The following is a 20957-nucleotide window of genomic DNA, read 5'->3' on the forward strand; positions in this document are numbered from 1 at the left end:
AGTATTTACAAGTATCTACAGTCCGTATTAACTGCACCTGATGTAAATCAGCTAAATCAGCGCGAACACGATTTGACTATGTGAGAATAGTATCGACAGAGGCACCATCCGTATCACCGCCATAGCGAGCGTCAGTCCACAATGAATTTCACTTAATTCAATTGGCTAAGCACATGAAACACAAACTCATCATTCTGTTTGTCCTCTGCACTTTCTTTGTGATTTCCTTGATGACTAACAGTATGGGGCCGATTTTCCCTGCGTTAATTGACAGTTATGCTATCGGCCTGACGTTGGCGGGGTTATTTCCCTTTGCGTTTTTTATCGCCTACGGAGTGACATCGATTCCTGCGGGAATTTTGGTGGACAAGTACGGTGAAAAACGGGTGATCATCTTAGCCTTTAGCCTCGCGTTTATCGGCGCCGTCACTTTTGTGTGTCTCCCTACCTTTAGCATCGCCATGTTTAGCCTGTTTTGCATCGGCACTGGCATGAGTTTATTGCAGGTAGCAGTGAATCCCTTACTGCGCCAAGCCGCGGGGCCTGAGCATTTTGCCTTTTTCTCCGTACTGGCCCAACTTGCCTTTGGCGGCGCCGCGACCTTAGCGCCGCTGGTGTATCAGCATTTTGTCGCCTTAGATCAAGCCAGTGTTGCATCAGCCAACTATGTGCAACAGCTATTGCCCGAGAACATGAGTTGGCTCGCCATGTACTGGTTATTTGCCGTGGTCGCACTCGCCATGGTGCTCTTTGCCAGCTTAGTGAAGATGCCCAAAGTGAATAAACTGGCAAATGAGTCGGCGGGTGCCCTCGAGACCCATTTACGCCTTTTCAAAGATAAAACCGTTTTGAAATTCTTCTTCGCTATCGCCGCCTATGTTGCGCTTGAGCAAGGGCTTGCTAACAGTATCTCAGTCTTTTTGCTGCAATATCATGGTCTTGATACCTTAAGTGTCGGCGCCAATGTGGTTAGCGATTTTTGGTTTTACATGACGCTCGGCTGCCTACTCGGTTTGCTGCTACTTAAACTTATCGACAGTCAGATCTTGCTGCTCAGTTTTTCCCTTAGTTCACTGGTTTGTTTTCTGGCGGCGATTTGGGGACCGAGCCAACTAACATTAATTTGTTTCCCATTGGTTGGCTTTTTCATTTCTATCATGTGGTCGGTGATCTTCTCGCTGGCGCTTAATTCTCGCGCCCAAGATCACGGATCATTCGCTGGCATTCTCTGCACTGGCATTATCGGCGGCGCGTTTATCTCGCCGATCATTGGTGTTATCAGTGAGCTGTCCGGCGAGTTACGGCTCGGGATGCTAGTGCTGTTAATTCCTATGGCATACATAGGCTATATCGCCCTAACGGCTCGTCCCTTAATTAAAAACACCACATTATTTTCAACAAAAGCGGCCTCAAAGAATGACGAGCCGATGGCAACAAACAACACGAGAGGCAACAAGCTATTATGAGCGTCCTATGTTTAGATCTTGGGGGAACTAAACTGATGTTGGCACAGGTGGAAGGTAAAACCTTACTCGACACTTGGCGGTATCCCGTTCCCGCCGATGGCAATTTCGAACAGTTATTCGATTTCCTCGTGACCTGTATCCACAGCCATCTCACGCCTGAAACCTATGGTATTTCCATCGGGATACCCGGCATGGTGGATATGCAAAGCGGCACTTTACTCGAAGTGCTCAACATCCCAGCACTAACGGCAACGCAGTTGGCTCAGCAGCTTAAAAATACCTTTGAGATGGATGTGGTTGTAAATAACGATGCGAACCTCTTTGCCCTTGGCGAAGCTGTGCTCAATCACAATCAAGACATGCTCGGGATTACCTTAGGCACTGGCGTGGGCGCTGGGGTGATTTTTAATGGTCAGTTGTATTCGGGTAAACATTGCGCCGCAGGTGAAATCGGCAGTTTGAGTTATCGTGATGGCATTATTGAGCACTACTGCTCGGGGCAATACTTCACCACTCATCACCAAATGAGTGGTGAGCATTTGTACCAAAAAGCCTGTGAAGGTGACAGCCAAGCGCTACAAGCCTTCGCCCATTTTGGCGAACACTTGGCGCACATGATCGCCCAAACCTTACTGGTATACGATCCCAAAGATATCATCCTTGGCGGCTCAATCAGCCAAAGCTTTCCCTTTTTTATTGAAGCGCTTAAACAGAAATTGCAAAGTTTAGTCTATGGCCCGCAACTGACAGACTTGACGATTTCAGTCAGCCAACATCACAATGCAGCCCTCATAGGTGCCGCGCAGTGGTTTTTACAACAAAAGGACTCAGCTAAGTGAAAGGACAAATAACACAGAAAGGGATGATAAAGTGGCAGAGGATTAAGACGGCCTTAGTCAGCGGCGTGATGGCAGTGCTTCCCGTGGCGTCGGTGCTTTCAATACTTGCGATGCCATCAGTACTGGCCGCCAATGCTGTGCAGGAGGCAAATCATGTCGCGCTGAATCAATTGGCCGATAAACTCCAATTAAATTATCAGTTAACCGCTAGTTATCTTGAAACCTGTCCCGCTAAAGAAACCCAATGCTATCGCTCTGCCATTGAGCTAACCCTGCCCACTCAGCTATCCAACGACAAGTTATCCAGCGAAGAGTTAAATCACGGCGACTGGCAAATTTATTTCAGCCAATTATCGCCCGTTTATTTCGTCGATGCGGGTGACTTTAGCATTGAGCATATCAATGGCGATTTACATAAAATCACTCCTAAAGCCAGCTTTAAGGGCTTCGTCGCCAATCAAGTTTGTCGTATTGAGTTTTATAGCAAAGGTAGCCAAATCACCCGTTCCGAGTTTATGCCAAACTTCTTTGTCGCTATGGGCGATAAGGCGCAGATCATAAAGAGCACTCAAACAAGGCGCGATAAAGAAACAGGTTTAGCCGAGCAAGACTACCTGGCGCCCTTTAATGCAGAGAAACAATTCTTACTGGCAAAAAACGATGCAACCCCCTTTGCCGATGGCAAGTATTTAGCAGAGCAATATCAAGCCTTAGCCGCAGACAAAGCACCTGACATTAGCGGCAAACTCATCCCCACGCCACTTCATAGCCAAAGCCTAAACTCGGCGCCTTTATCCCTTGCTAAAGGTTATCGACTCGCGGCTGCAACTGTCGATTTTAAGGGACGGCAGGCGGCATTTGATTACCTCGATTCTTTAGGCTTTTCGGCCAAGGACAAAGGCACGCCTCTATTATTGCAACTCGATACTCAAGCACCTAAAGTCGCAAGCACTGAAGCCCATGATAGTGAAATTAAAAGCAGCGAAGCCTATCGGTTAACCATAACGACTGAGCAAATCAGTATTCGAGCGAGCAGTGAAGCGGGACTCTTTTATGGCCTACAGAGCCTAGCTGGGTTGATCAGTTTAAGTGACGATCAACTGGTCGCCATCGATATTCAAGACCAGCCTCGCTACGCCTTTCGCGGCCTGCATATCGATTTAGCTCGTAACTTTCACTCGCTCGATTTTATTAAACGCATTATCCCACAGCTCGCCGCCTATAAAATCAATAAGCTGCACTTGCACTTAGCCGACGATGAAGGTTGGCGTTTAGCCATCCCCGGCTTACCTGAACTGACCGATGTGGGCGCAAAACGCTGTTTCGATTTAACCGAGCAAAGCTGTTTATTGCCACAACTGGGCAGCGGCATAGCGGACGTTAACCCCGTCGATGGCTACTTAACCGTGGTGCAATACCAAGAAATATTACAACTGGCTGATGCTCACCATATCGAAGTGATCCCTTCACTGGACATGCCGGGGCATTCACGCGCCGCAATAAAATCCATGGAGGCGCGTTATCACCATTACCTCACCAAGGGAGACAAAGCTAAAGCGGAGGAGTTTTTACTGACTGAATTTACAGATAAAACCCAATATTCGTCGATTCAGTATTACCACGACAACACACTCAATGTGTGTCTGCCGAGCACCTATCACTTTATCGATACTGTGATTGATGAAGTTAAAAAGATGCACCACGCCGCGGGTGTTCCCTTAGTACATTACCACATAGGCGCCGATGAAACCGCGGGCGCTTGGGTAGAATCCCCCGCGTGTATCGCGATGAAGCAACAAAAAGCCGATGAGTTAGCCGGACTGCATTCGCTCAATGGTTACTTTATCGAGCGAGTTGCTAACATGTTGGCAGATAAAGGGATTATTGCCGCTGGTTGGAATGATGGCATGGGTGAAGTGCGCCCCGAAAACATGAACGCCCAAGTGCAATCTAACGCTTGGTCGCAGATTTCAAACAACGGCCATCAAATCGCACATAAGCAAGCAAATCTTGGCTGGAAGGTCGTTATCTCAACGCCAGAAGTCACCTATTTTGATTTCCCCTATGCTAGCCATCCAGATGAGCGCGGCAATCATTGGGCCTCGAGGGCAATAGACAGTTTTAAGGTGTTTAGCTTTATGCCCGATAACCTGCCCGCCCATGCCGAGCGCTGGCACAATAGCTTAAATCAGCCATTTGTGTCGGACGATAGCCACAGCCAGCTCAAACCGGGACACCGTTTTTACGGCTTGCAGGGGCATCTTTGGAGCGAAATGGTGCAATCGGACGAGCAAGCAGAATACATGTTATTCCCGCGCATGGTCGCTCTCGCCGAACGGGCATGGCATAGGGCGCCATGGGAATTAGCCTATGATTATCAAGGTAAAATCTATAGCCAGCAAACTCAACATTTTGCCAGCCAACTCAATGGCCAAGCCGAGCAAGTGCTCAAACAGGATTGGCAAATTTTCGCTGCGGTTTACGCCAATAAAGTGCAGCCTAAGTTAGCAAAAGCGGGAGTTTTCTACCGCATAGCACCGCCTGGAATACGTGTTGAACATCAGCAGTTAGTGCTCAATAGCTTATATCCCAATGCCGAGTTGGAATACCAACTCGACTCAGGACCTTGGCTAAGCTACCGCCAAGCTTTCAAGCTTAATGATGTCAAACACATCCGCGCCAGAGTCAAAGATGGCGCGCGTTACTCTCGCCCATCGACTTGGCAAAACACCCTCTAGTCGTTTCTCGCACAATGTCGGCCATCGTATGTGATGGCCGATGCGTTAATTGACTATTAATACCACTGGTCGATAGGTTAAGCATGAGCTTACATTGAGGCTTTTCAATAACAGCGCAACTCAGGCTATAATCTCGCTATTCGCGATGACACTCTCGTGATAATACTTTAATCAAGCCTAAGGATCTGCCAACCGATGACAACTGCTTCTACTAGCCCCTTTGCCGTGTTAAACCAAAGCACAGCAACCTCGTTTAATGAACAGAAAAATCTGATTAAACGGGTATTTAAAGGTAAGCCAGTGCAATGTCCTAGCTGTAAACAGACACTTAAAGTCATATTGCCTGAGCAGGCAAAGGCAAAACAAGCCGCAGGAATTTACTGTGCTAAAGGCTGCACAGATATCGAACTCGATATGGAAGCCGTCGCGGGACTCTAATCATTCCAGAGCCAACCCACACTGGAATTAGCCTCACATTGACGGCCAAGCGACGATTACAACAGTCACTGTAATTCGCCGTTATAAAGTAAATATCTTTCTAATTATCAATGAGATTATTTAAACTGATCACGGCAGTTGCTTAAGCCGCCCACGAAAATAGTGTCGATAATAGCCCACCAAATTACTGCCAATAAAGAGTACCTCCATTAACACTGCCACGGGCGATCCCACTAAGGCATTGTGAACGAGCCAAAAACTGGTTCCGACTATCATAAGCAGTCTGAGATCTTTATCCCTTTGACAGAATGCGGCGCGGGTTTGAAACAAGGTACCTATACAACTGATCACTGTCGTTACCCCATTGAAGGTCACAATGCTCATCACAAGTGCAGCAATAGAGAAACACCATAGGGCTACTTTTGAGGTGGTAAAAATACTGGTGAGATAACGCACTGTGGCTATGCCCATTAAGCCTGCGGCAGTCCATTGCTCCAGCAAACAAAAATGAATTGAAATCAAGATGCCAGACACAAAAAGGCAGGCGACTATCCGCTCCCGCGCTTTAAATTGAAACGAAATCAGATCGAAGATAATGGCTATCGCCACCAAAATTTGAGACAAAGTAAACGCAGTCAACTTATTAAGCTCCTTCGCTTTAAGCAATAATGCGCACTCAGATTGAAAGCCTTATAGACTTGAGAGCGCAACTTAAGGCGCAGCATCATGGGAATCGCGCTTTAGCGCATTAACTTAAGTTAACTGGGAGCAAAAACCATTAAAGAGAGTCTTGAAGTCGTCTACGCATACGCGACAAACTGATTGCCGTAATGCCAATATAATTAGCTAGCTGACCTTGGCTTAACCGCTCAAGCCAAAGTGGTGAATGTTCGCGTAAATACAGATAACGTTGCTCAGGTGTGTGCAGCAGTAAAAAGGCTTCCTTTTGTTCTTTATACAATAATTGCTGTTTAAGTAACCCAATTTGCACTGACTGCAGCGAAGTATCATCCAACACAGATAACGGCATTTGGATAAGTTTACAGGCGCTTAAGGCCTCTAATTGGTAACGAGCGGGAATTTGCTTAAGCCAACTGACATACAAAAAACACAGTTCACCCTCGAAATAAAACTCCTTACAGCGCTCTGTGCCCTCCTGAGTATAATGGCAAGCCCGCACGATACCATCCACAACAAAATATGCCTGTGACTGCTCATTTCCTTGGCCAAGAAGCACCTCTCCCGCCGGCACGTTCAACGCTTTAAACTGTGGTAAGTAACGTTCAACAGCGCCTTGACTAGCCCCTAACGCAAGCAAAAATTGTTGCAGTGGCTGACAAATTGGCACCTGCAATACAGCAGTCTTTTTTACGTCATCAGGTTCAATCATGCGAGCTACTCAGCGATTTATCACTAAACACTTAACCACTGCCATTCGAGTAAGGGTTCAGCACTCGCTTGCAGGCCACGGCTCAGCGTGACGTTAAATACACTTTTAGCGGGAATGCTTCCCACGCCCTTGGGCGTGCCTGTCATTACGATATCGCCCTCATCGAGACTGATAAATGCCTGTAGCTCGGACAATATGGTCTGAGGTTTGTAAATCATTAAATCGATATGCCCCTCTTGGACCAAGTTATCGTTGATACTCAAGGTGAAATGCAGCTGTGCCTCTGCATCATCAATCGCCACAAACGGACTGAATAACGCAGCACCATCGAAGGCTTTTGCTCGCTCCCAAGGTAATCCCTTAGCTTTTAACTTAGTTTGCAAATCACGTTTTGTGAGATCTAAACCGACGGCGACGCTACTGAAACGGCCATTTTGAAACATAAAACACAGCTCGGTTTCATAATGCAAGGTTTCCCCTTGATACTCAGAATGAAGCACAGTCGAAATGGCCGAATTGGGCTTTAAAAATACCACCATATCCTCGGGGATTTCGTTACCTAATTCATGGATATGCTCAACATAGTTACGCCCAATGCAGAGAATTTTTGTCGGTACGATAAGGTTTTCACCTAACACGACTGATTTCATCTTTAATCCTTTTCAAGATAGGGTTGAAATTATTTTAAATAATAAAACCAACTAGTTAACCTAAATTAAATCTAAACGTTCAATTGAACTAATCACTGTACTTATGACGAACTCTGCTACACTTAAATCAATATTTCAACGAAAACAGCGATCTAACCATTAATAAACCCATTTTACAGGGACAGTCATAGAAGAGGTTTTCGCACTATGTTAACGCTTACCATAAAACAAAAAATCATCTTTAGTTTTAGTGCAATTGGCGCGCTGCTCATCGCTGGTAGTAGCTTTTTCTACTATTCACTCTCCCAAGTACAAACCGCCTATCAAAATATTGAAACCTTAGCCGTACCCGTGCAAAAGCAGAGTAATAGCTTACAACTAGTGCTATTAAAAATGTCACGCCTTGCCACCTTGGCCCATAGTCAGCAAGACACTGCCGCCTTAACCAAAAGTCAGCAAGCATTTACCGCGCTGCAGAAGAAATATCAAAGTATCGAAAATGAGTTAATTGAGCGAGTTGCAGATCAACCTAAGATGCAAACATCCCTAAACGAAGCGCAGGCAAGATACCAAGCCTATTTGCAGCAAAGCCAAGCCATGTTTAGCGCTAAACTCGCCAATGAACAAGCAAAACGGCAGTACCTGCAACTCTTTGAGCGCTTTAACCATGCCAAGACCAACGCCAGTAATGCGATGATTGATCTCGAAACTCTTTCCATCCCCGATAATCCCACTTTACTCGAAGAAATTGTCGGCACAGGTACTCGCATTGACGACATGCTCTATACGCTAGCCAACACTATGGGGGAACTGATCCACACTCAAAGTTTGGATGTTATTCAATCGCACCAACAGGATGTCGGTATTTTACTGGGAAATCTCACCACTAACTTTACCTTTTTAAAACAACAAACTGATGGGCTTGATACCTTAGGCCTACTGCAAACATTCGAGCAAGAATATGCGATTATCAATACCTTACTCGCATCGCCTGCCGAACTTTATAAAGTGCAGGAAGCCGTAGTTGAGGCACAACGACAAGCAGAGCAACATTACCTCGATGCCGATAAAGAGTTTAATGCGAATAATCTCGCCTTAGATAAGTTAATCAACTTAGCCGACCGCCGATTTACCAGCCTGCAAACCATCGCCAGTAATGATATTCAACAGGGTCAAACCTTAGCGATTGTACTAACACTGGTATTTATCATCATGGTGAGTTTTATCTCCTTCTTCACCTCCAAGGCCATGCTCAATCCCTTGGCCTTAGTGAACGGCGCACTCGCCAGTATCGCCCGAGGGGATTTATCTAAACGCATTCATAAACGCCATAATGATGAATTTGGTGCCCTAATCGATAACATGAATACCTTGAGTGACGATCTTGCCAAGCTATTAACTAATATCAGCCAAAATGCCCATTCATTGGACAGCTCTGCCACCCAAACCAATGAGCAAGGCCAGCGCATCGCCAATGCCGCAACGGCGCAAATCGGTCGAGTCGATGAAACGAAAGCCTTGGCAGAACAGATGTTTACTAGCTCAAATCTAGTGACAGAACAGGCCAGTGAGTCGGCGAGACAAATCAGTCAAGCCTCGAAATACGGTAATCAAGTGAAGCAAATTGCCGATGATAATCGCAATAAAATTGCCGAACTGAGCGCCCGTTTAAGTAGCTCAGTTGAAGTCATGTCTCGCTTGAGCATTCAAAGCGATAATATTGGCAGCATTTTAACCACCATTAGCAGCATTGCCGAACAAACCAATTTGCTGGCACTGAACGCCGCCATTGAAGCCGCCAGAGCGGGGGAACATGGTCGTGGTTTTGCCGTCGTGGCCGATGAAGTGCGATCACTTGCCTCACGCACCCAAGCCGCCACCGCCGAAATTCAAACCATGATCACGGCCCTGCAAAAAGAAACGTCCACGGCAGCCGATGCGATTACTACGGGGCAAAATCAAGCAAATGAGTGTGTCGGACAAAGCCAAACTCTGCAGGATGCTATCGCTCACATAGAAAGCACCTTACATACCCTCAATAAAATGAGTCTAGAGATCACCCACGCCGCCCACGAGCAGTTAGATTACAGCCAGCGGATTGAGTCGAGCATGAGTGAGGCGGCACAATCTGCAGACCAAAATGCCAATGAAGCTATGGACATGGCCAAACGCAGCAACGAAGTCACTCTGCTTGCCCATTCACTCACCAGCTCAGTGGAGCGGTTTAAACTGTAGAGGTGATGGGACCTAGAATCTAGGCATATTCCATCAGGAATTCATCGAGCTGTTCGTTGGCAATTTCAATCTCGTCACCTTCGAACTGGGCGATATGAAACATGCCCTCACCTTCGTTAGTCACAGGGATATTACTTATTCCTATGATAATACCGTCGGTTGGCGCGCGAATGGCCACACTGTCACCGCCGTGGGGGCTGACGATATGGGCAATGATATAACCCTTAGTCACCCGCTGGCCAAGTTTAAGCTTCATATTCACTAAACCATCGGATTCACTGCGCACCCAATAACTGCGAATAGCACTGACACTCGCGCCTTTGTTACTCACTCGCCCTTTAAGCATATCTAAACTGCGCATCACATTGAGCACACCTTTGAGGCCAGATTTTATCGACAACTCGCTAAAACGTAACGCCTCTCCAGCCTCATATAAAATGCAAGGAATGCCCTGTTGATTAGCATAACCTCGCATAGAAACACTGCGCGCTTTAGAATGCATAATAAGCGGTGCACCAAAGGCATTCGCCATGGCGAGCATAGTCTCATCATTAGTATCACAGCGAATTTGCGGCAAATTATCCCTATGGACGGCCCCAGTATGTAAATCAATCACATGGGTTGCATGAACTAATAACTGAGTGGCAAACAGATTAGCTAAACGGCTTGCGAGGGCCCCTTTGCTAGAACCAGGAAAGCAACGATTTAAATCACGACGATCGGGTAAATAACGGGATTGCTGAATAAAACCAAACACATTCACTATTGGCACCACAATTAACGTGCCCGTCAGATTCTTGGGATTTACTCTGGCTAATAAACGCCGACAAATTTCGATACCATTGAGTTCATCCCCATGAATGGCGGCACAAACCAGTAAAGTCGGGCCAGGTTTGGCTCCGTGAAACACTTCCACATGAATATCGAGTTGCGTATCGGTATACAACTTAGCGGCTGGCAGCTTGATCCCTAATTGCGTTCCGGCTGTGACTCGTTTTCCCGCTAATTCAAATGCTTCACGTCTTTTTACCATGGCAACTCCCTTGTTCTATCAAATGTTATCCCGCGCGGTTGGCTCATGTTTACCGCATTTTTGCCAAAATGATCCGCTATTACATATCAGCCTACTTTAAAGACTAAAGTGGGATTTTAAACGAATTATTGCGGCTCAAATTGGTTCAGCCAAGATTTTAAAATCTGCAGTAACACAGGCCTATCTTCAGCACTCACGCCCGCGAACAACGCACTTTGACATTGAATATGCTGAGGTAATGCCTTATCAATGCGCGACTTACCCTCAGCAGTTAACGAGACATGGACAGCGCGGCGATCTTCCTTACTGTGCTCCCGCTCAATCAGCCCCTTATTTTCGAGTCTGTCTAAACGACTGGTCATAGCGCCAGAACTTAGCATCATGCTCTGATAAAGTTGCGAAGGCGAGAGTGTGAACGGCTCTCCCGAGCGCCTTAACGTCGCGAGCACATCGAACTCCCCCTGACCTAAGCCAAATTCGGCGTGGCATTGCAGCAGTACCACTTCGATATATTTCGTTAAACGAGCGATTCGCCCGAGCACAGCCATAGGGATCAAATCCTCAGTCACCCCTTGCTGTTGCCACTGTTCAACAATTCTATCGAGGCCATCTTCTTTAGTATTCGAATCCACTTTCTTTTTATCCGTAGAACTCGCGTTAGTATCCGCAGGACTGGCATTAGTTAGCGTCATTTTAGCTGTCATAGGTTTATCTCAATATAAAGATTCTTTACATCATCCTTTACATCTTAGTCATTTTCTCGCAGAATTAAAATATCTTTATATCAAGATACATCCGAAAGAGATTCTTTTTGAATTGTAGTGATGTGGTTTCAACCTACTGTTGTTGAAAGGAAATCATCATGAGTATGCTAAATGCTGCTACAAATCACTTTTTCAGCAAATCAAACTCAGCTTATTTTTGGAGACAGTCCATGCGATCCCCCCTGACAGAGAAAGTGAATTTATTGCTGCTCGGACTCGCGTTCATCCTTATTGGTCTAAATCTACGGCCCATTCTCGCCTCCGTTGGGCCTTTACTGCCCAGCATACAAAAGGATATCAGTTTAAGTTTTACCTTAGCGTCTATGCTGACATTGCTGCCCGTGCTCGCCATGGGACTGGGTTGTTTTGCAGGCTTTAGTGTCGCCAAACGCTTAGGATTCAATACCGTAATGACAGGATCATTGCTACTGCTTATCGCCGCTACTGCAATGCGCTTCTGGGCGATAGATGCCAATTGGCTTATCTGCTCGGCATTACTGGCAGGGGTCGCAATCGCCCTCATTCAAACCATAATGCCCGCCATGATTAAGCTTAATTTCGGTGAACGGGTGCCCTTAATGATGGGACTTTACGTCACCGCCATTATGGGCGGCGCCGCATTAGCGGCGAGCAGTGCGCCTTTTATCGGGATGAACTTAGGTTGGCGCGCGGGTCTAGGTCATTGGACTTGGCTAGGCATATTCGCACTCGTGCTGTGGCTCCTGATTAAACATAAAGCTGCACTACCGAGCCAAGCAAAAGAGCAAGCTTTGCAGCTTAACTTTTGGCGTTTTCGTCGCAGTTGGCTATTGGCGATATTTTTTGCATTAGGTACAAGTTGTTATGTCTGCGTACTTGCATGGTTAGCCCCCTACGCGGTCGAGTTAGGTTATAGCCAAACACAATCGGGATTAGTGTTAGGTTTCTTAACCAGTATGGAAGTGATCGCGGGCTTAGTGTTTCCTTGGCTTGCCAGCAAGTCAACGGACAGACGCGCTATTATTGCCCTACTGTGCTTACTGCAACTCATCGGCTTTATGGGACTCGCACTCGCCCCTCAAGTGTCGCTATTTTTATGGGCGGGACTGGCGGGATTAGGCATAGGCGGGATTTTTCCACTCGGATTAATTGTGACTATGGATCATCAACAAAATCCGATGTTAGCGGGTAAATTAACCGCCTTTGTACAAGGTGTGGGTTATACCATTGCCGCCATTTCGCCTTGGATTGCTGGATTGATCCGCGATAATTTCAATAGCTTTAACAGTGCATGGTTGTTGCTCGGGGGCTTAAGTCTGATGGCGTGGATATTATCTTGGCAATTTAATCCGCAGGGTTATGCACGCCAATATCAAGTCACCCGCTGCGTATCTTAACTCTCTCATTCAAAATAAAAAAACCGCCATGTCGATTAACGAGCATGGCGGTTTTTTATAGTGTGCGGCTCGATAAATCGAGCCCACACTAGGTTCAACTTAAGACTTTTTAACGAAGCACGTCAGAATCACAATACGAGTGCCGTTAACACGGCCTTCGATATGCTCTGGGTTGTTGGTCAAAGCAATGTTACGCACAGCTGTGCCGCGCTTAGCCACAAAGCTAGTGCCTTTCACGTTTAAGTCTTTGATGATAACGACAGTATCGCCAGCGTTGAGCACGGCACCATTACTGTCTAACGTTGGCGTCGCATCGTCACCTGCTGCGGCCACTTCGGCATCACCCCACGCTTTTACATCGTCTTCAAGATAAAGCATATCCAGTAAATCTTGCGCCCAGCTTTCGCCATTTAAGCGCTTAAGCATACGATATGACATCACTTGAACTGCCGGTACAGGACTCCACATGCTGTCATTCAGACAACGCCAGTGGTTCATGTCCATGGTATCCGGTGCCGCAATTTGGCCACTGCAGGTTTCACAAATCATGATCTCATTGTCACGGCCATCGGAGGCTGGCAGATCATAAATAGAGAGTTCAAGCTCGCTGCCACACAGTTCACACTTGCCGCCACAGCGACTTAGCAATTCATTTTCAGTCATTTTTCTGTTCTATATGCCTAGTAAAACGCGGATTATGCCATAAACTGGCATTTTTCGGCAGGGGGCTGAGGCAATATAACCCTATTTTTTATGAGCTATATATGCCTAGTCCACACAGCCTTAGTGATTAGTCTTTAAAATTCATAGGCTAAACTCAAACGAACATCACGCCCAGCTGCGGGGATCCCATCGGAGAGAAACGGCACCACTTGCAGATCCGTAAGATTTTTTACCATCAAACGCACACTTAATCCCTTTAAGATGGCTTGAGGTTCATAGGCGAGATACACATTCTGTAGGAAGTAATTTTCGCTTGGCGACTCGGCATTAAAGATATCACCGTGGGGAACATTGGTTTGCGCATCATACCAAGCGCCCTGCCAAGCGATAGAAATGTCATCTGTGATATACATGCCTAAACGCAGACGAATATCGAGCGGGGCTATGTTAGCTAAATATTCATCGTCATCTTGGCTATCTCTGAGTGACCCATTGTGCTGTCCTTGCAGCCATGAAACCGCAAGATCACTGAACACATCTTGATAGCGATATTGGGCTTCAAAATCGGCACCGTAAATATGGTAACCATCAAGATTTGTATAACCACTTTGAATTAACTGGGTTTTATCAGACTTAGCTCCGCGGCGCTGGGCAATATCATCACGACCTAAATTGGCAAACAGGGTGATTTGCGTCGACAAAGCATCCTCATTGGCAAGTACATGCTGATGCTGCGTCATTAGGCCTAATTTGAAGGCATGTAAGCGTTCGACATCAATGTCGCGACTCGTGCCGGTAATGCTGGCTTTAGCGTATTGCACGGCATAAATCTCATCCACCACAGGGGCTTGCAAGCTATAAGCGTAATCAAAGTTTAACCGAGCGTGATTTGTCAGTTGATAATCTATGCCTAATCTGGGTGAGAACCCCGAATGATGGGTTGAGCTATAGTCATGGCCCGCAGCAATATCATTGTAATCTGGTGCAATATTTGGTCGACCTATGCTGTAGATAAAGTCATATCGCAGCGAGGGAGTCACAGTTAAGTCATTAGTAAGATGAATTGCATCGCGAATATAGGCAGCATAGGTATCTTGACGGCCTTCAGGTTGGTAGTAAGGTGTGTACCAGCCAAAGTTTTTCTCGGGATTTGTTTCATAACTTTTGTTAAACACGAGCGAAGTGCGGTCGAGACTACGGTACTGTAATCCTGTGGTGATCTCATGGTCACCAATCAAGCTCAAGTTGTTAATATCAATGTAGTCACGTTTATAGTCTAGCCAAGATTCGTGACCGAAGTTGCCTACGGAAACCGTCATTTTCTCCCACGCGATATCGGGTCTTACCCAGTGGCGTGCATTCGCCGAATGGGAAATCACCACTTGGGTATCGATCAGGGGATTACTCGGCGAATAGCGATAATTTGCCGACCAAGTGTTGTCTTCATAGGTGTTGTAGGCGGTTGTGGCATACAGAGCCTGCTCGTAGGAACCGTACTTTTTAATGTTGTAGTCCGAAATTGCAGGCATAGGGCCACGGCGGTTAGCCCAAGGTTTGCGGCCCTCATCAAGATAATGGGTCACGCTCAAGGCTAATTGGTGATCGCCCTGCGCGTAATCCATCTTACCTAGGTAGTTATTTTGCTCATAACCTGAATATTCAAACTCTTCACCATTGGCTAAAGTGACATCCCCCGCATCGCGACGCGTAAGATGCAGCAAGCCAGATAGATGTGAATTCACGCGGCCATAAACTGTCCCCGTATAACCCATAGCGTCATTATTGCTGGCGTAGCTGGTTTTGACTCGCGCGCCAAGGGATTGATCATATTTAAGAAAATCATCAGCCGATTTAGTGACCACATACATGGCACCACCAAAACCGCCATTGCCCGAGCGCACATCATGGGCGCCTTTGATCACTTCCACTCGTTTGATGAGGTCAGGATCGAGGAAAAATGAGCCGTAGCGATACTGCTCAAATCCCACCGGAGCATTATCCACATAAACGTTAAAATCTTCAGTCTCGCCAAAGCCCCAAATATTAATCCGCTCACCGCCGCTGCGGGTACCGCCATCGATATGCGCCCCCGCCATATCATCGATCACTTCGGCGAAAGTTGTCGCCTGCATCTCCTCGATTTGATCCATGGAAATAATCGCTTCACCGGGTTTAGCGACTGTGATAGCCCTGCGATATTGCTGCCCATGAACCTGCAGGATCTCAATCGGCTCAACCTTAGGCTCGCCCAATACCTCAGCGGCGTACAACGGCATTGAGGGCAATATACATAATCCCATAAGCGACAGATTTCTATTCGCTTTCCACTTATCACATTTAGGCAGGCAACCCATTCAACGTCATCCTATTAACAAACCAATCTAAAAATAGGGCGGCATTATAGGCACTAACGAACAAGATAAGAATAGTTCTCACTTAGCTTTACGTGTAAATAACCGACTTATTGAAAACAAGGTAGAAGCGGCACAATGCAAAAATTTAAGTGAAGATCTTGCCGAAGGATGGCAGTATTGGCACCCAACTTGACAGTCTTAACTATCGTGTTTTAACTATCGTGAGAAGAACGGGCAGGCGATACGGAAGGATATGTCAGCAACTCACCTTGCTCCTCAATCGGCATTAATACTGCTTGTGCTCGGTTTATCTGCATTAATAAGGTTCCCTGATAATGGCCACTCTAACAACTAAAATCCCCATCGCGACTGGTGCAACGTTCAGCGCGGCGAGCCTGCAATTTTTAAATCAACTGGCACAAAACAACTCCCGCGACTGGTTTAAAGCCCATCAGGCGGAATACGAAGAAACAGTGCGAACGCCTGCACTGCAGTTTATCGAGCAAATGCAGCCCAGTATCCTCGCCCTCTCGCCTAGGCTCACTGCCGTACCAAAAAAAGTCGGCGGCAGCTTGATGCGTCCCCAGCGAGACAGCCGTTTTAGCAAAGATAAAACGCCCTATAAAACCAATGTCGGCATTCAATTTCGGCATTTTCAAGGTAAAGACGTACATGCCCCGGGACTGTATCTACATATTGCCGAAGATGGCTGTTTTATTGCAGCAGGGATTTGGCACCCAGAATCAAAAGCCTTAAATGCCATTCGCACTTGTATTGATGAGAACCCTAACGGCTATAAAAAGGCGCTACAGACCTTACAAGGTCATGGATTTAATATGGATGGCGACAGCTTAACTAGACCACCAAAGGGATTTGATAAAAACCACCCTATGCTGGCAGAGCTAAAACGAAAAGATTTTATCGCAGTTAAAAATATCGCCTTTGAGGAACTCTGCCGCCCAGATACAGCCAGTTTTTGTGCCGAGCAGTTTGCATACAGCACTCAACTGATGGCCTATCTGTGTTTTGCGCTAGACTTGGACTTTTAGAAATAGACTTTTAAAAATAAACTTTTAAAAAATAGATTTCTAAAAAATCATGGCCTAGGCAAAAACCTAGGCCAATCAAACTATGTCATTTGCAGTTATGCCGTCTGATTAGCACTCAAACTACGTAAATAGTCTTGCAATACAACAAATGCATTGTCTAACAACTCATATTCGCCCGCCTTGCCTAACACTCTAATCCCTTGTAATTGCAGCACTAAAAAAGCAGCAACTTGATGTGGTTGCACATGGGCTAATAGCTCTCCACGCGCTTGGCAAACTTGTAACACTTGGGTGAATGAGGTCTGTAATCGACAAAATAATCGCTGACATTCCTGCAGCACACTTTCATCGTTAAGGCTCTTTTCGAGCACGGCATTTTGCATAAAACAGCCGTACTTTTGCTCCCGCTGCAAAGCAACAAAGCGCGCTAAATAAGCTTCTATTTCAGCCAAGCCCGCTTTTTCATGCAGCAAAGTATCTGAAGCGCCAAAAGAGTAATGATCAAGGTAAAAACGGAGGCACTCGCGGTAAAGATTCTGCTTGTCGCCGAAACTGTTATAGAGACTAAATCGATTAATGCCTAAATGGCCGACGAGATCGGAAATCGAGGTTTCGGCAAAGCCCTTTTGCCAAAAAAGCTCCATCGCCAATATGAGTTTTTCTTGCCGATCAAAATTACAACTCCGTGCCATAGCCTGCGACCTAATCTCTTGAATACGCGTTCACGATCAGCTTCACCATTCCTCTTTACTACAGAAAGTTGAGGGGTAAATCATTCTTGACTGTTCGTTTAGATATAGCGTAAATTCTAACCTAACCGAACGTTCAGAAAAAGCCTTATGTGCCCGAATCGAGCATAAAGCACTGATAAAACTACAGGACTTTAGATGAAACTCTACGAATTAGCTCCGACTCCCAGCGCACGCCGCGTCAGTATTTTTCTTGCGGAAAAAGGCATAGAAGTGCCAAGAGTGAACGTCGATATCCGTGGAGGAGAAAATTTAAGCGCCGAGTTTAAAGCCAAAAGTGTAAATGGCCGCATTCCACTGCTCGAACTCGATGATGGCAGCTACCTGTGTGAATCTGTTGCCATTTGCCGCTATTTAGACGAAATCCACCCGAGTAAGCGTTCACTGTTTGGTAATACACCGCTTGAGCGCGCCAAAGTAGAAATGTGGCAACGCATCATAGAGTTACAAGGATTAATGGTCGGGTTTCAAGCCTTTCGTAATTTAAGCGGTGTCTATAAAGACAGGGAAAATTGTGTCGAGTCTTGGGGCGCAGAATCACGCCAAAGGGGCATTGACTTCCTACCAACCTTAGACCAACAATTGAGCAAGTCACCCTTTGTGGCAGGCGATGCATTCAGTATTGCCGATATTTCGGCTTACGTTTTTATCAGTTTTATTAAAAATTTAGACATCGAAGTGACTGATAACTTGCCGCATCTCAAGGCTTGGTTCAACACTATGGCGCAGCGTCCTGCCATAGTATCGTTAACCCCTAAAAAATAGCGGCGCTAATGCCTGATGATGAATATTCATGGGCACTAAAGTGAGTAGCTATAAGCGTTATAACCTAAAGGAATCATCATGATAGATTTATACACAGCCGCGACCCCTAACGGTTTTAAAATTTCCATCGCACTGGAAGAAATGGGACTTGAATATCGCGTCCATAAATTAGATTTCAGCACCAGTGAGCAAAAACAGCCAGAGTTTATCGCCATCAATCCCAATGGTCGCATTCCCGCCATTATCGACCGCGATAACGAGGATTTTGTGGTATTCGAATCGGGTGCGATTCTGCTGTATCTCGCCGAAAAAACAGGTAAATTCCTGCCAGCCGACCCGAAAAAGCGCTCACAGGTGATCCAATGGTTAATGTTCCAAATGAGCGGCGTCGGCCCCATGATGGGACAAGCCAACGTATTCTTTAGGTACTTCCCTGAAAAAATCCCCGCAGCCATTGACAGGTATCAAAAAGAAGGTCGACGTTTATTCGAGGTTATGAATACTCAACTAGCTACAAATCAATACCTTGCTGGTGACGAATACACGATTGCCGACATCGCAACTTGGCCTTGGGTGCGGATCCACGAGTGGAGCGGCATCAATATGGAAGGTCTGACACATTTGCAACGTTGGTTAGATGAGTTAGCACTCAGACCCGCGTGCCAAAAAGGCATAGTCACGCCACCACCGGTGGAAATGAGTGATGAAGAACGGGCTAAGCAAATCCAAAAGATGGTGACGAAATAATCACCTTCCAAGCGGTAATTGAGTGATAGTCTGCAAATAACCCTTTGGTACTGAATGCACTATAAGTCTCAGTGACTCAACCACAAAAAGCCCCGCAAGTTGATGCGACTTTGGGGCTTTTTTTCTGCCTGTTATCGGGCAAAACTGCTACACTCTGCGCCACTTATTTTTCCCCTCTGTTACAGTTATGCCTCCTACATAAGGCGCAGCCACAGAGAGCATAATTCAGGCTAAATTTATGGGTAATCCAAGCAGCTTCTCTTCCGGTATGGCATCTAACTCAGTCACATCATCAGCTTTAAATGTTCAGGCGAACACTCCTACGCAAAAACGTGCACTCAGTTACGCCAGTACAATTAAGCAATTATTCGATGAAATTCAAAGCAGTAAAATGCCCGCCGACCGTATTCTGGCCAACTACTTTAGAGAACATAAAAAACACGGCTCGAAGGACCGTAAAGTCATTCGTGAATCCTTATTTAGTCTGTTCCGCTGGTGGGGGTGGTTTCAGCGATTAGGCGATCAGCAAGAATCTGCCGTTTATTTTGCCAGCCTAAGCGCCAGTGCCCTATTGGAAGCCCATGCTTGGCAAGATATCGCCAACGCTTGGCATGAGTTATCGCAATCGCCCATCGATTATCAGCAAGCTCAAGCACTTGCCGTTGAAAGTCTCGACGACAAACTCACGCTAATGCAGCATTTATTTCCCGCGACTGAGTTTAAACCACAGGATTTATTACCCGACTGGTTCTGGCAAGTGTGCCCTGTAGATACGGCGCAGCAAACGCAATTAATTAATGCTATGTCTAGTCGCCCACCGATTTGGGGACGCGCGCAAGGGATCACTAGCCAAGATGCGGCGGCGCAGCTGCAAGCGATAGGTATCGATGCTAGTTATGGTCATTACTTTAACGATGCGATTAACCTTGGCAATAAGAGTATGAATCTTAATGAAATCGCCCTGTATATAGACGGTAACATCGAGATCCAAGATTTGGCTTCACAGGTCATAGGGCAAATTTGCGCGCCAGAACCCGATGCCCATTGGTGGGATGCCTGCAGTGGTGCCGGCGGTAAAACCCTGCAACTGCGGTCTTTGATGCTGACCAAGGCTGCTGATACTCAAACACCCTCTACGGGCAGCATTATATCGTCAGATATTCGCTCCAATGCCCTAGAAGAACTCACTAAACGCGCCCAAAGAGCTCACTTTAACGGTATTAGCGTTGCCCGTTGGAAGAGCGATGCCCTGCCGGTATCTGCGGATCATTTCGATGGTGTGTTAGTCGATGCCCCGTGCAGTTGTACTGGCACTTGGCGACGTAATCCTGATATGCGTTGGTTGGATGGTGTTGAAGCCGTGGCCGATAAAGCCGCGTTACAGCTCGATATTTTAAGCCGCAGTAGCCGCGCAGTTAAAGCGGGCGGCGTACTCGTTTACGCCACGTGTTCCTTGTCGCCGCTCGAGAACCAAGACGTGGTGACGGCGTTTTTACAGCAACATCCAGAGTTCATGCTCACGCCAATACGCAATCCTTTTACGGGTGAACAAACAGAAATGTTGACCGTATGGCCCTTTGAAGCGAATAGTGATGGTATGTTTGTCGCGCGTATGCTGCGCAACAAGTAACACTAACTCATTATTTTGTATCAAAACTTGGCGCCTTTCATTCTGGGCGCCAGTTTCAATCATATAATATA

The 20957-nt window shown here is 46.4% G+C and carries 18 protein-coding genes; 10 read left to right on the forward strand and 8 right to left on the reverse strand.

Annotated elements, in window-relative coordinates; genetic code table 11:
- Positions 1-173 precede the first annotated feature (173 nt).
- The 4 genes from L5M71_RS03100 (at position 174) to L5M71_RS03115 (ending at position 5481) form a co-directional block, all read left to right on the forward strand.
- Entirely contained in the window at positions 174-1466 is a 1293-nt protein-coding gene (locus tag L5M71_RS03100) for an MFS transporter (RefSeq protein ID WP_263206373.1), read from the forward strand.
- Positions 1463-2305 carry an ROK family protein gene (locus tag L5M71_RS03105; RefSeq protein ID WP_263206375.1) on the forward strand — a complete coding sequence of 281 codons (843 nt, stop codon included), beginning with the start codon at positions 1463-1465 and terminating at the stop codon, positions 2303-2305. Before L5M71_RS03100 ends, L5M71_RS03105 begins: the two co-directional genes overlap by 4 nt.
- On the forward strand, positions 2302-5043 hold the full coding sequence (locus L5M71_RS03110) for a family 20 glycosylhydrolase (protein ID WP_263206377.1): 2742 nt from the start codon (positions 2302-2304) through the stop codon (positions 5041-5043). The genes L5M71_RS03105 and L5M71_RS03110 overlap by 4 nt, the downstream gene beginning before the upstream one ends.
- A gap of 195 nt (positions 5044-5238) precedes the next feature.
- Complete coding sequence (locus L5M71_RS03115) at positions 5239-5481, forward strand: hypothetical protein (RefSeq protein ID WP_263202093.1); 243 nt, start codon at positions 5239-5241, stop codon at positions 5479-5481.
- A gap of 129 nt (positions 5482-5610) precedes the next feature.
- On the opposite strand, the gene L5M71_RS03120 is transcribed toward L5M71_RS03115, so the two are convergent.
- The 3 genes from L5M71_RS03120 to L5M71_RS03130 all read right to left on the reverse strand — a co-directional run bounded on the left by L5M71_RS03120 (position 5611) and on the right by L5M71_RS03130 (position 7521).
- A complete protein-coding gene (locus L5M71_RS03120; RefSeq protein ID WP_263196771.1) occupies positions 5611-6120 on the reverse strand; it encodes a YgjV family protein in 510 nt (169 codons plus the stop codon).
- A gap of 139 nt (positions 6121-6259) precedes the next feature.
- Positions 6260-6871, reverse strand: a complete 612-nt coding sequence (locus L5M71_RS03125) for a Crp/Fnr family transcriptional regulator (RefSeq protein WP_263165768.1) — start codon at positions 6869-6871, stop codon at positions 6260-6262.
- 23 nt (positions 6872-6894) lie between these two features.
- Positions 6895-7521: a fumarylacetoacetate hydrolase family protein gene (locus tag L5M71_RS03130; RefSeq protein ID WP_263206378.1), complete on the reverse strand. Its 627-nt coding sequence runs from the start codon at positions 7519-7521 to the stop codon at positions 6895-6897.
- Positions 7522-7728: 207 nt separating this feature from the next.
- Between L5M71_RS03130 and L5M71_RS03135 the strand changes: the two genes are divergently transcribed.
- Complete coding sequence (locus L5M71_RS03135) at positions 7729-9756, forward strand: methyl-accepting chemotaxis protein (protein ID WP_263206379.1); 2028 nt, start codon at positions 7729-7731, stop codon at positions 9754-9756.
- Positions 9757-9775: 19 nt separating this feature from the next.
- Here the strand turns inward: L5M71_RS03135 and L5M71_RS03140 are convergent, their stop codons facing one another.
- Positions 9776-10789 (reverse strand): succinylglutamate desuccinylase/aspartoacylase family protein, encoded by a 1014-nt coding sequence (locus tag L5M71_RS03140; protein ID WP_028760658.1) that lies wholly within the window; start codon positions 10787-10789, stop codon positions 9776-9778.
- A gap of 125 nt (positions 10790-10914) precedes the next feature.
- Positions 10915-11493 (reverse strand): MarR family winged helix-turn-helix transcriptional regulator, encoded by a 579-nt coding sequence (locus L5M71_RS03145; RefSeq protein ID WP_263206380.1) that lies wholly within the window; start codon positions 11491-11493, stop codon positions 10915-10917.
- Between the two features lie 230 nt (positions 11494-11723).
- Between L5M71_RS03145 and L5M71_RS03150 the strand changes: the two genes are divergently transcribed.
- Positions 11724-12929, forward strand: a complete 1206-nt coding sequence (locus L5M71_RS03150) for an MFS transporter (protein ID WP_263206381.1) — start codon at positions 11724-11726, stop codon at positions 12927-12929.
- Between the two features lie 99 nt (positions 12930-13028).
- Here L5M71_RS03150 and L5M71_RS03155 read toward each other — a convergent pair whose 3' ends face one another.
- Together L5M71_RS03155 and L5M71_RS03160 are read right to left on the reverse strand one after the other, a co-directional pair.
- Positions 13029-13592: a PhnA domain-containing protein gene (locus L5M71_RS03155; RefSeq protein ID WP_263206382.1), complete on the reverse strand. Its 564-nt coding sequence runs from the start codon at positions 13590-13592 to the stop codon at positions 13029-13031.
- A 134-nt stretch (positions 13593-13726) separates the two neighbouring features.
- Positions 13727-15946 carry a TonB-dependent receptor gene (locus L5M71_RS03160; protein ID WP_263191336.1) on the reverse strand — a complete coding sequence of 740 codons (2220 nt, stop codon included), beginning with the start codon at positions 15944-15946 and terminating at the stop codon, positions 13727-13729.
- A 335-nt stretch (positions 15947-16281) separates the two neighbouring features.
- Between L5M71_RS03160 and L5M71_RS03165 the strand changes: the two genes are divergently transcribed.
- The gene (locus L5M71_RS03165; protein WP_263191334.1) at positions 16282-16995 is read left to right on the forward strand and encodes a DUF2461 domain-containing protein; all 714 of its coding nucleotides are present in this window, start codon (positions 16282-16284) and stop codon (positions 16993-16995) included.
- Between the two features lie 95 nt (positions 16996-17090).
- On the opposite strand, the gene L5M71_RS03170 is transcribed toward L5M71_RS03165, so the two are convergent.
- A complete protein-coding gene (locus L5M71_RS03170; protein ID WP_219234247.1) occupies positions 17091-17687 on the reverse strand; it encodes a TetR/AcrR family transcriptional regulator in 597 nt (198 codons plus the stop codon).
- A 195-nt stretch (positions 17688-17882) separates the two neighbouring features.
- On the opposite strand from L5M71_RS03170, the gene L5M71_RS03175 reads away from it, so the two are divergent.
- The 3 genes from L5M71_RS03175 (at position 17883) to L5M71_RS03185 (ending at position 20886) form a co-directional block, all read left to right on the forward strand.
- The gene (locus tag L5M71_RS03175; RefSeq protein ID WP_263206383.1) at positions 17883-18509 is read left to right on the forward strand and encodes a glutathione S-transferase family protein; all 627 of its coding nucleotides are present in this window, start codon (positions 17883-17885) and stop codon (positions 18507-18509) included.
- Positions 18510-18587: 78 nt separating this feature from the next.
- Positions 18588-19256, forward strand: a complete 669-nt coding sequence (locus L5M71_RS03180) for a glutathione S-transferase family protein (RefSeq protein ID WP_014610189.1) — start codon at positions 18588-18590, stop codon at positions 19254-19256.
- A 238-nt stretch (positions 19257-19494) separates the two neighbouring features.
- A complete protein-coding gene (locus L5M71_RS03185; RefSeq protein ID WP_263191332.1) occupies positions 19495-20886 on the forward strand; it encodes an RsmB/NOP family class I SAM-dependent RNA methyltransferase in 1392 nt (463 codons plus the stop codon).
- Positions 20887-20957 lie beyond the last annotated feature (71 nt).

It is taken from the genome of Shewanella sp. SW1 (assembly GCF_025653545.1).
Classification (GTDB): Bacteria; Pseudomonadota; Gammaproteobacteria; order Enterobacterales; family Shewanellaceae; genus Shewanella; species Shewanella oncorhynchi.

Coding starts and splice junctions, on each gene's coding strand:
- L5M71_RS03100 (WP_263206373.1), top strand. CDS start 174: ATGAAACACAAACTCATCATTCTGTTTGTCCTCTGCACTTTCTTTGTG.
- L5M71_RS03105 (WP_263206375.1), top strand. CDS start 1,463: ATGAGCGTCCTATGTTTAGATCTTGGGGGAACTAAACTGATGTTGGCA.
- L5M71_RS03115 (WP_263202093.1), top strand. CDS start 5,239: ATGACAACTGCTTCTACTAGCCCCTTTGCCGTGTTAAACCAAAGCACA.
- L5M71_RS03125 (WP_263165768.1), bottom strand. CDS start 6,871: ATGATTGAACCTGATGACGTAAAAAAGACTGCTGTATTGCAGGTGCCA.
- L5M71_RS03130 (WP_263206378.1), bottom strand. CDS start 7,521: ATGAAATCAGTCGTGTTAGGTGAAAACCTTATCGTACCGACAAAAATT.
- L5M71_RS03135 (WP_263206379.1), top strand. CDS start 7,729: ATGTTAACGCTTACCATAAAACAAAAAATCATCTTTAGTTTTAGTGCA.
- L5M71_RS03140 (WP_028760658.1), bottom strand. CDS start 10,789: ATGGTAAAAAGACGTGAAGCATTTGAATTAGCGGGAAAACGAGTCACA.
- L5M71_RS03145 (WP_263206380.1), bottom strand. CDS start 11,493: ATGACAGCTAAAATGACGCTAACTAATGCCAGTCCTGCGGATACTAAC.
- L5M71_RS03150 (WP_263206381.1), top strand. CDS start 11,724: ATGCGATCCCCCCTGACAGAGAAAGTGAATTTATTGCTGCTCGGACTC.
- L5M71_RS03155 (WP_263206382.1), bottom strand. CDS start 13,592: ATGACTGAAAATGAATTGCTAAGTCGCTGTGGCGGCAAGTGTGAACTG.
- L5M71_RS03160 (WP_263191336.1), bottom strand. CDS start 15,946: ATGGGTTGCCTGCCTAAATGTGATAAGTGGAAAGCGAATAGAAATCTG.
- L5M71_RS03165 (WP_263191334.1), top strand. CDS start 16,282: ATGGCCACTCTAACAACTAAAATCCCCATCGCGACTGGTGCAACGTTC.
- L5M71_RS03170 (WP_219234247.1), bottom strand. CDS start 17,687: ATGGCACGGAGTTGTAATTTTGATCGGCAAGAAAAACTCATATTGGCG.
- L5M71_RS03175 (WP_263206383.1), top strand. CDS start 17,883: ATGAAACTCTACGAATTAGCTCCGACTCCCAGCGCACGCCGCGTCAGT.
- L5M71_RS03180 (WP_014610189.1), top strand. CDS start 18,588: ATGATAGATTTATACACAGCCGCGACCCCTAACGGTTTTAAAATTTCC.
- L5M71_RS03185 (WP_263191332.1), top strand. CDS start 19,495: ATGGGTAATCCAAGCAGCTTCTCTTCCGGTATGGCATCTAACTCAGTC.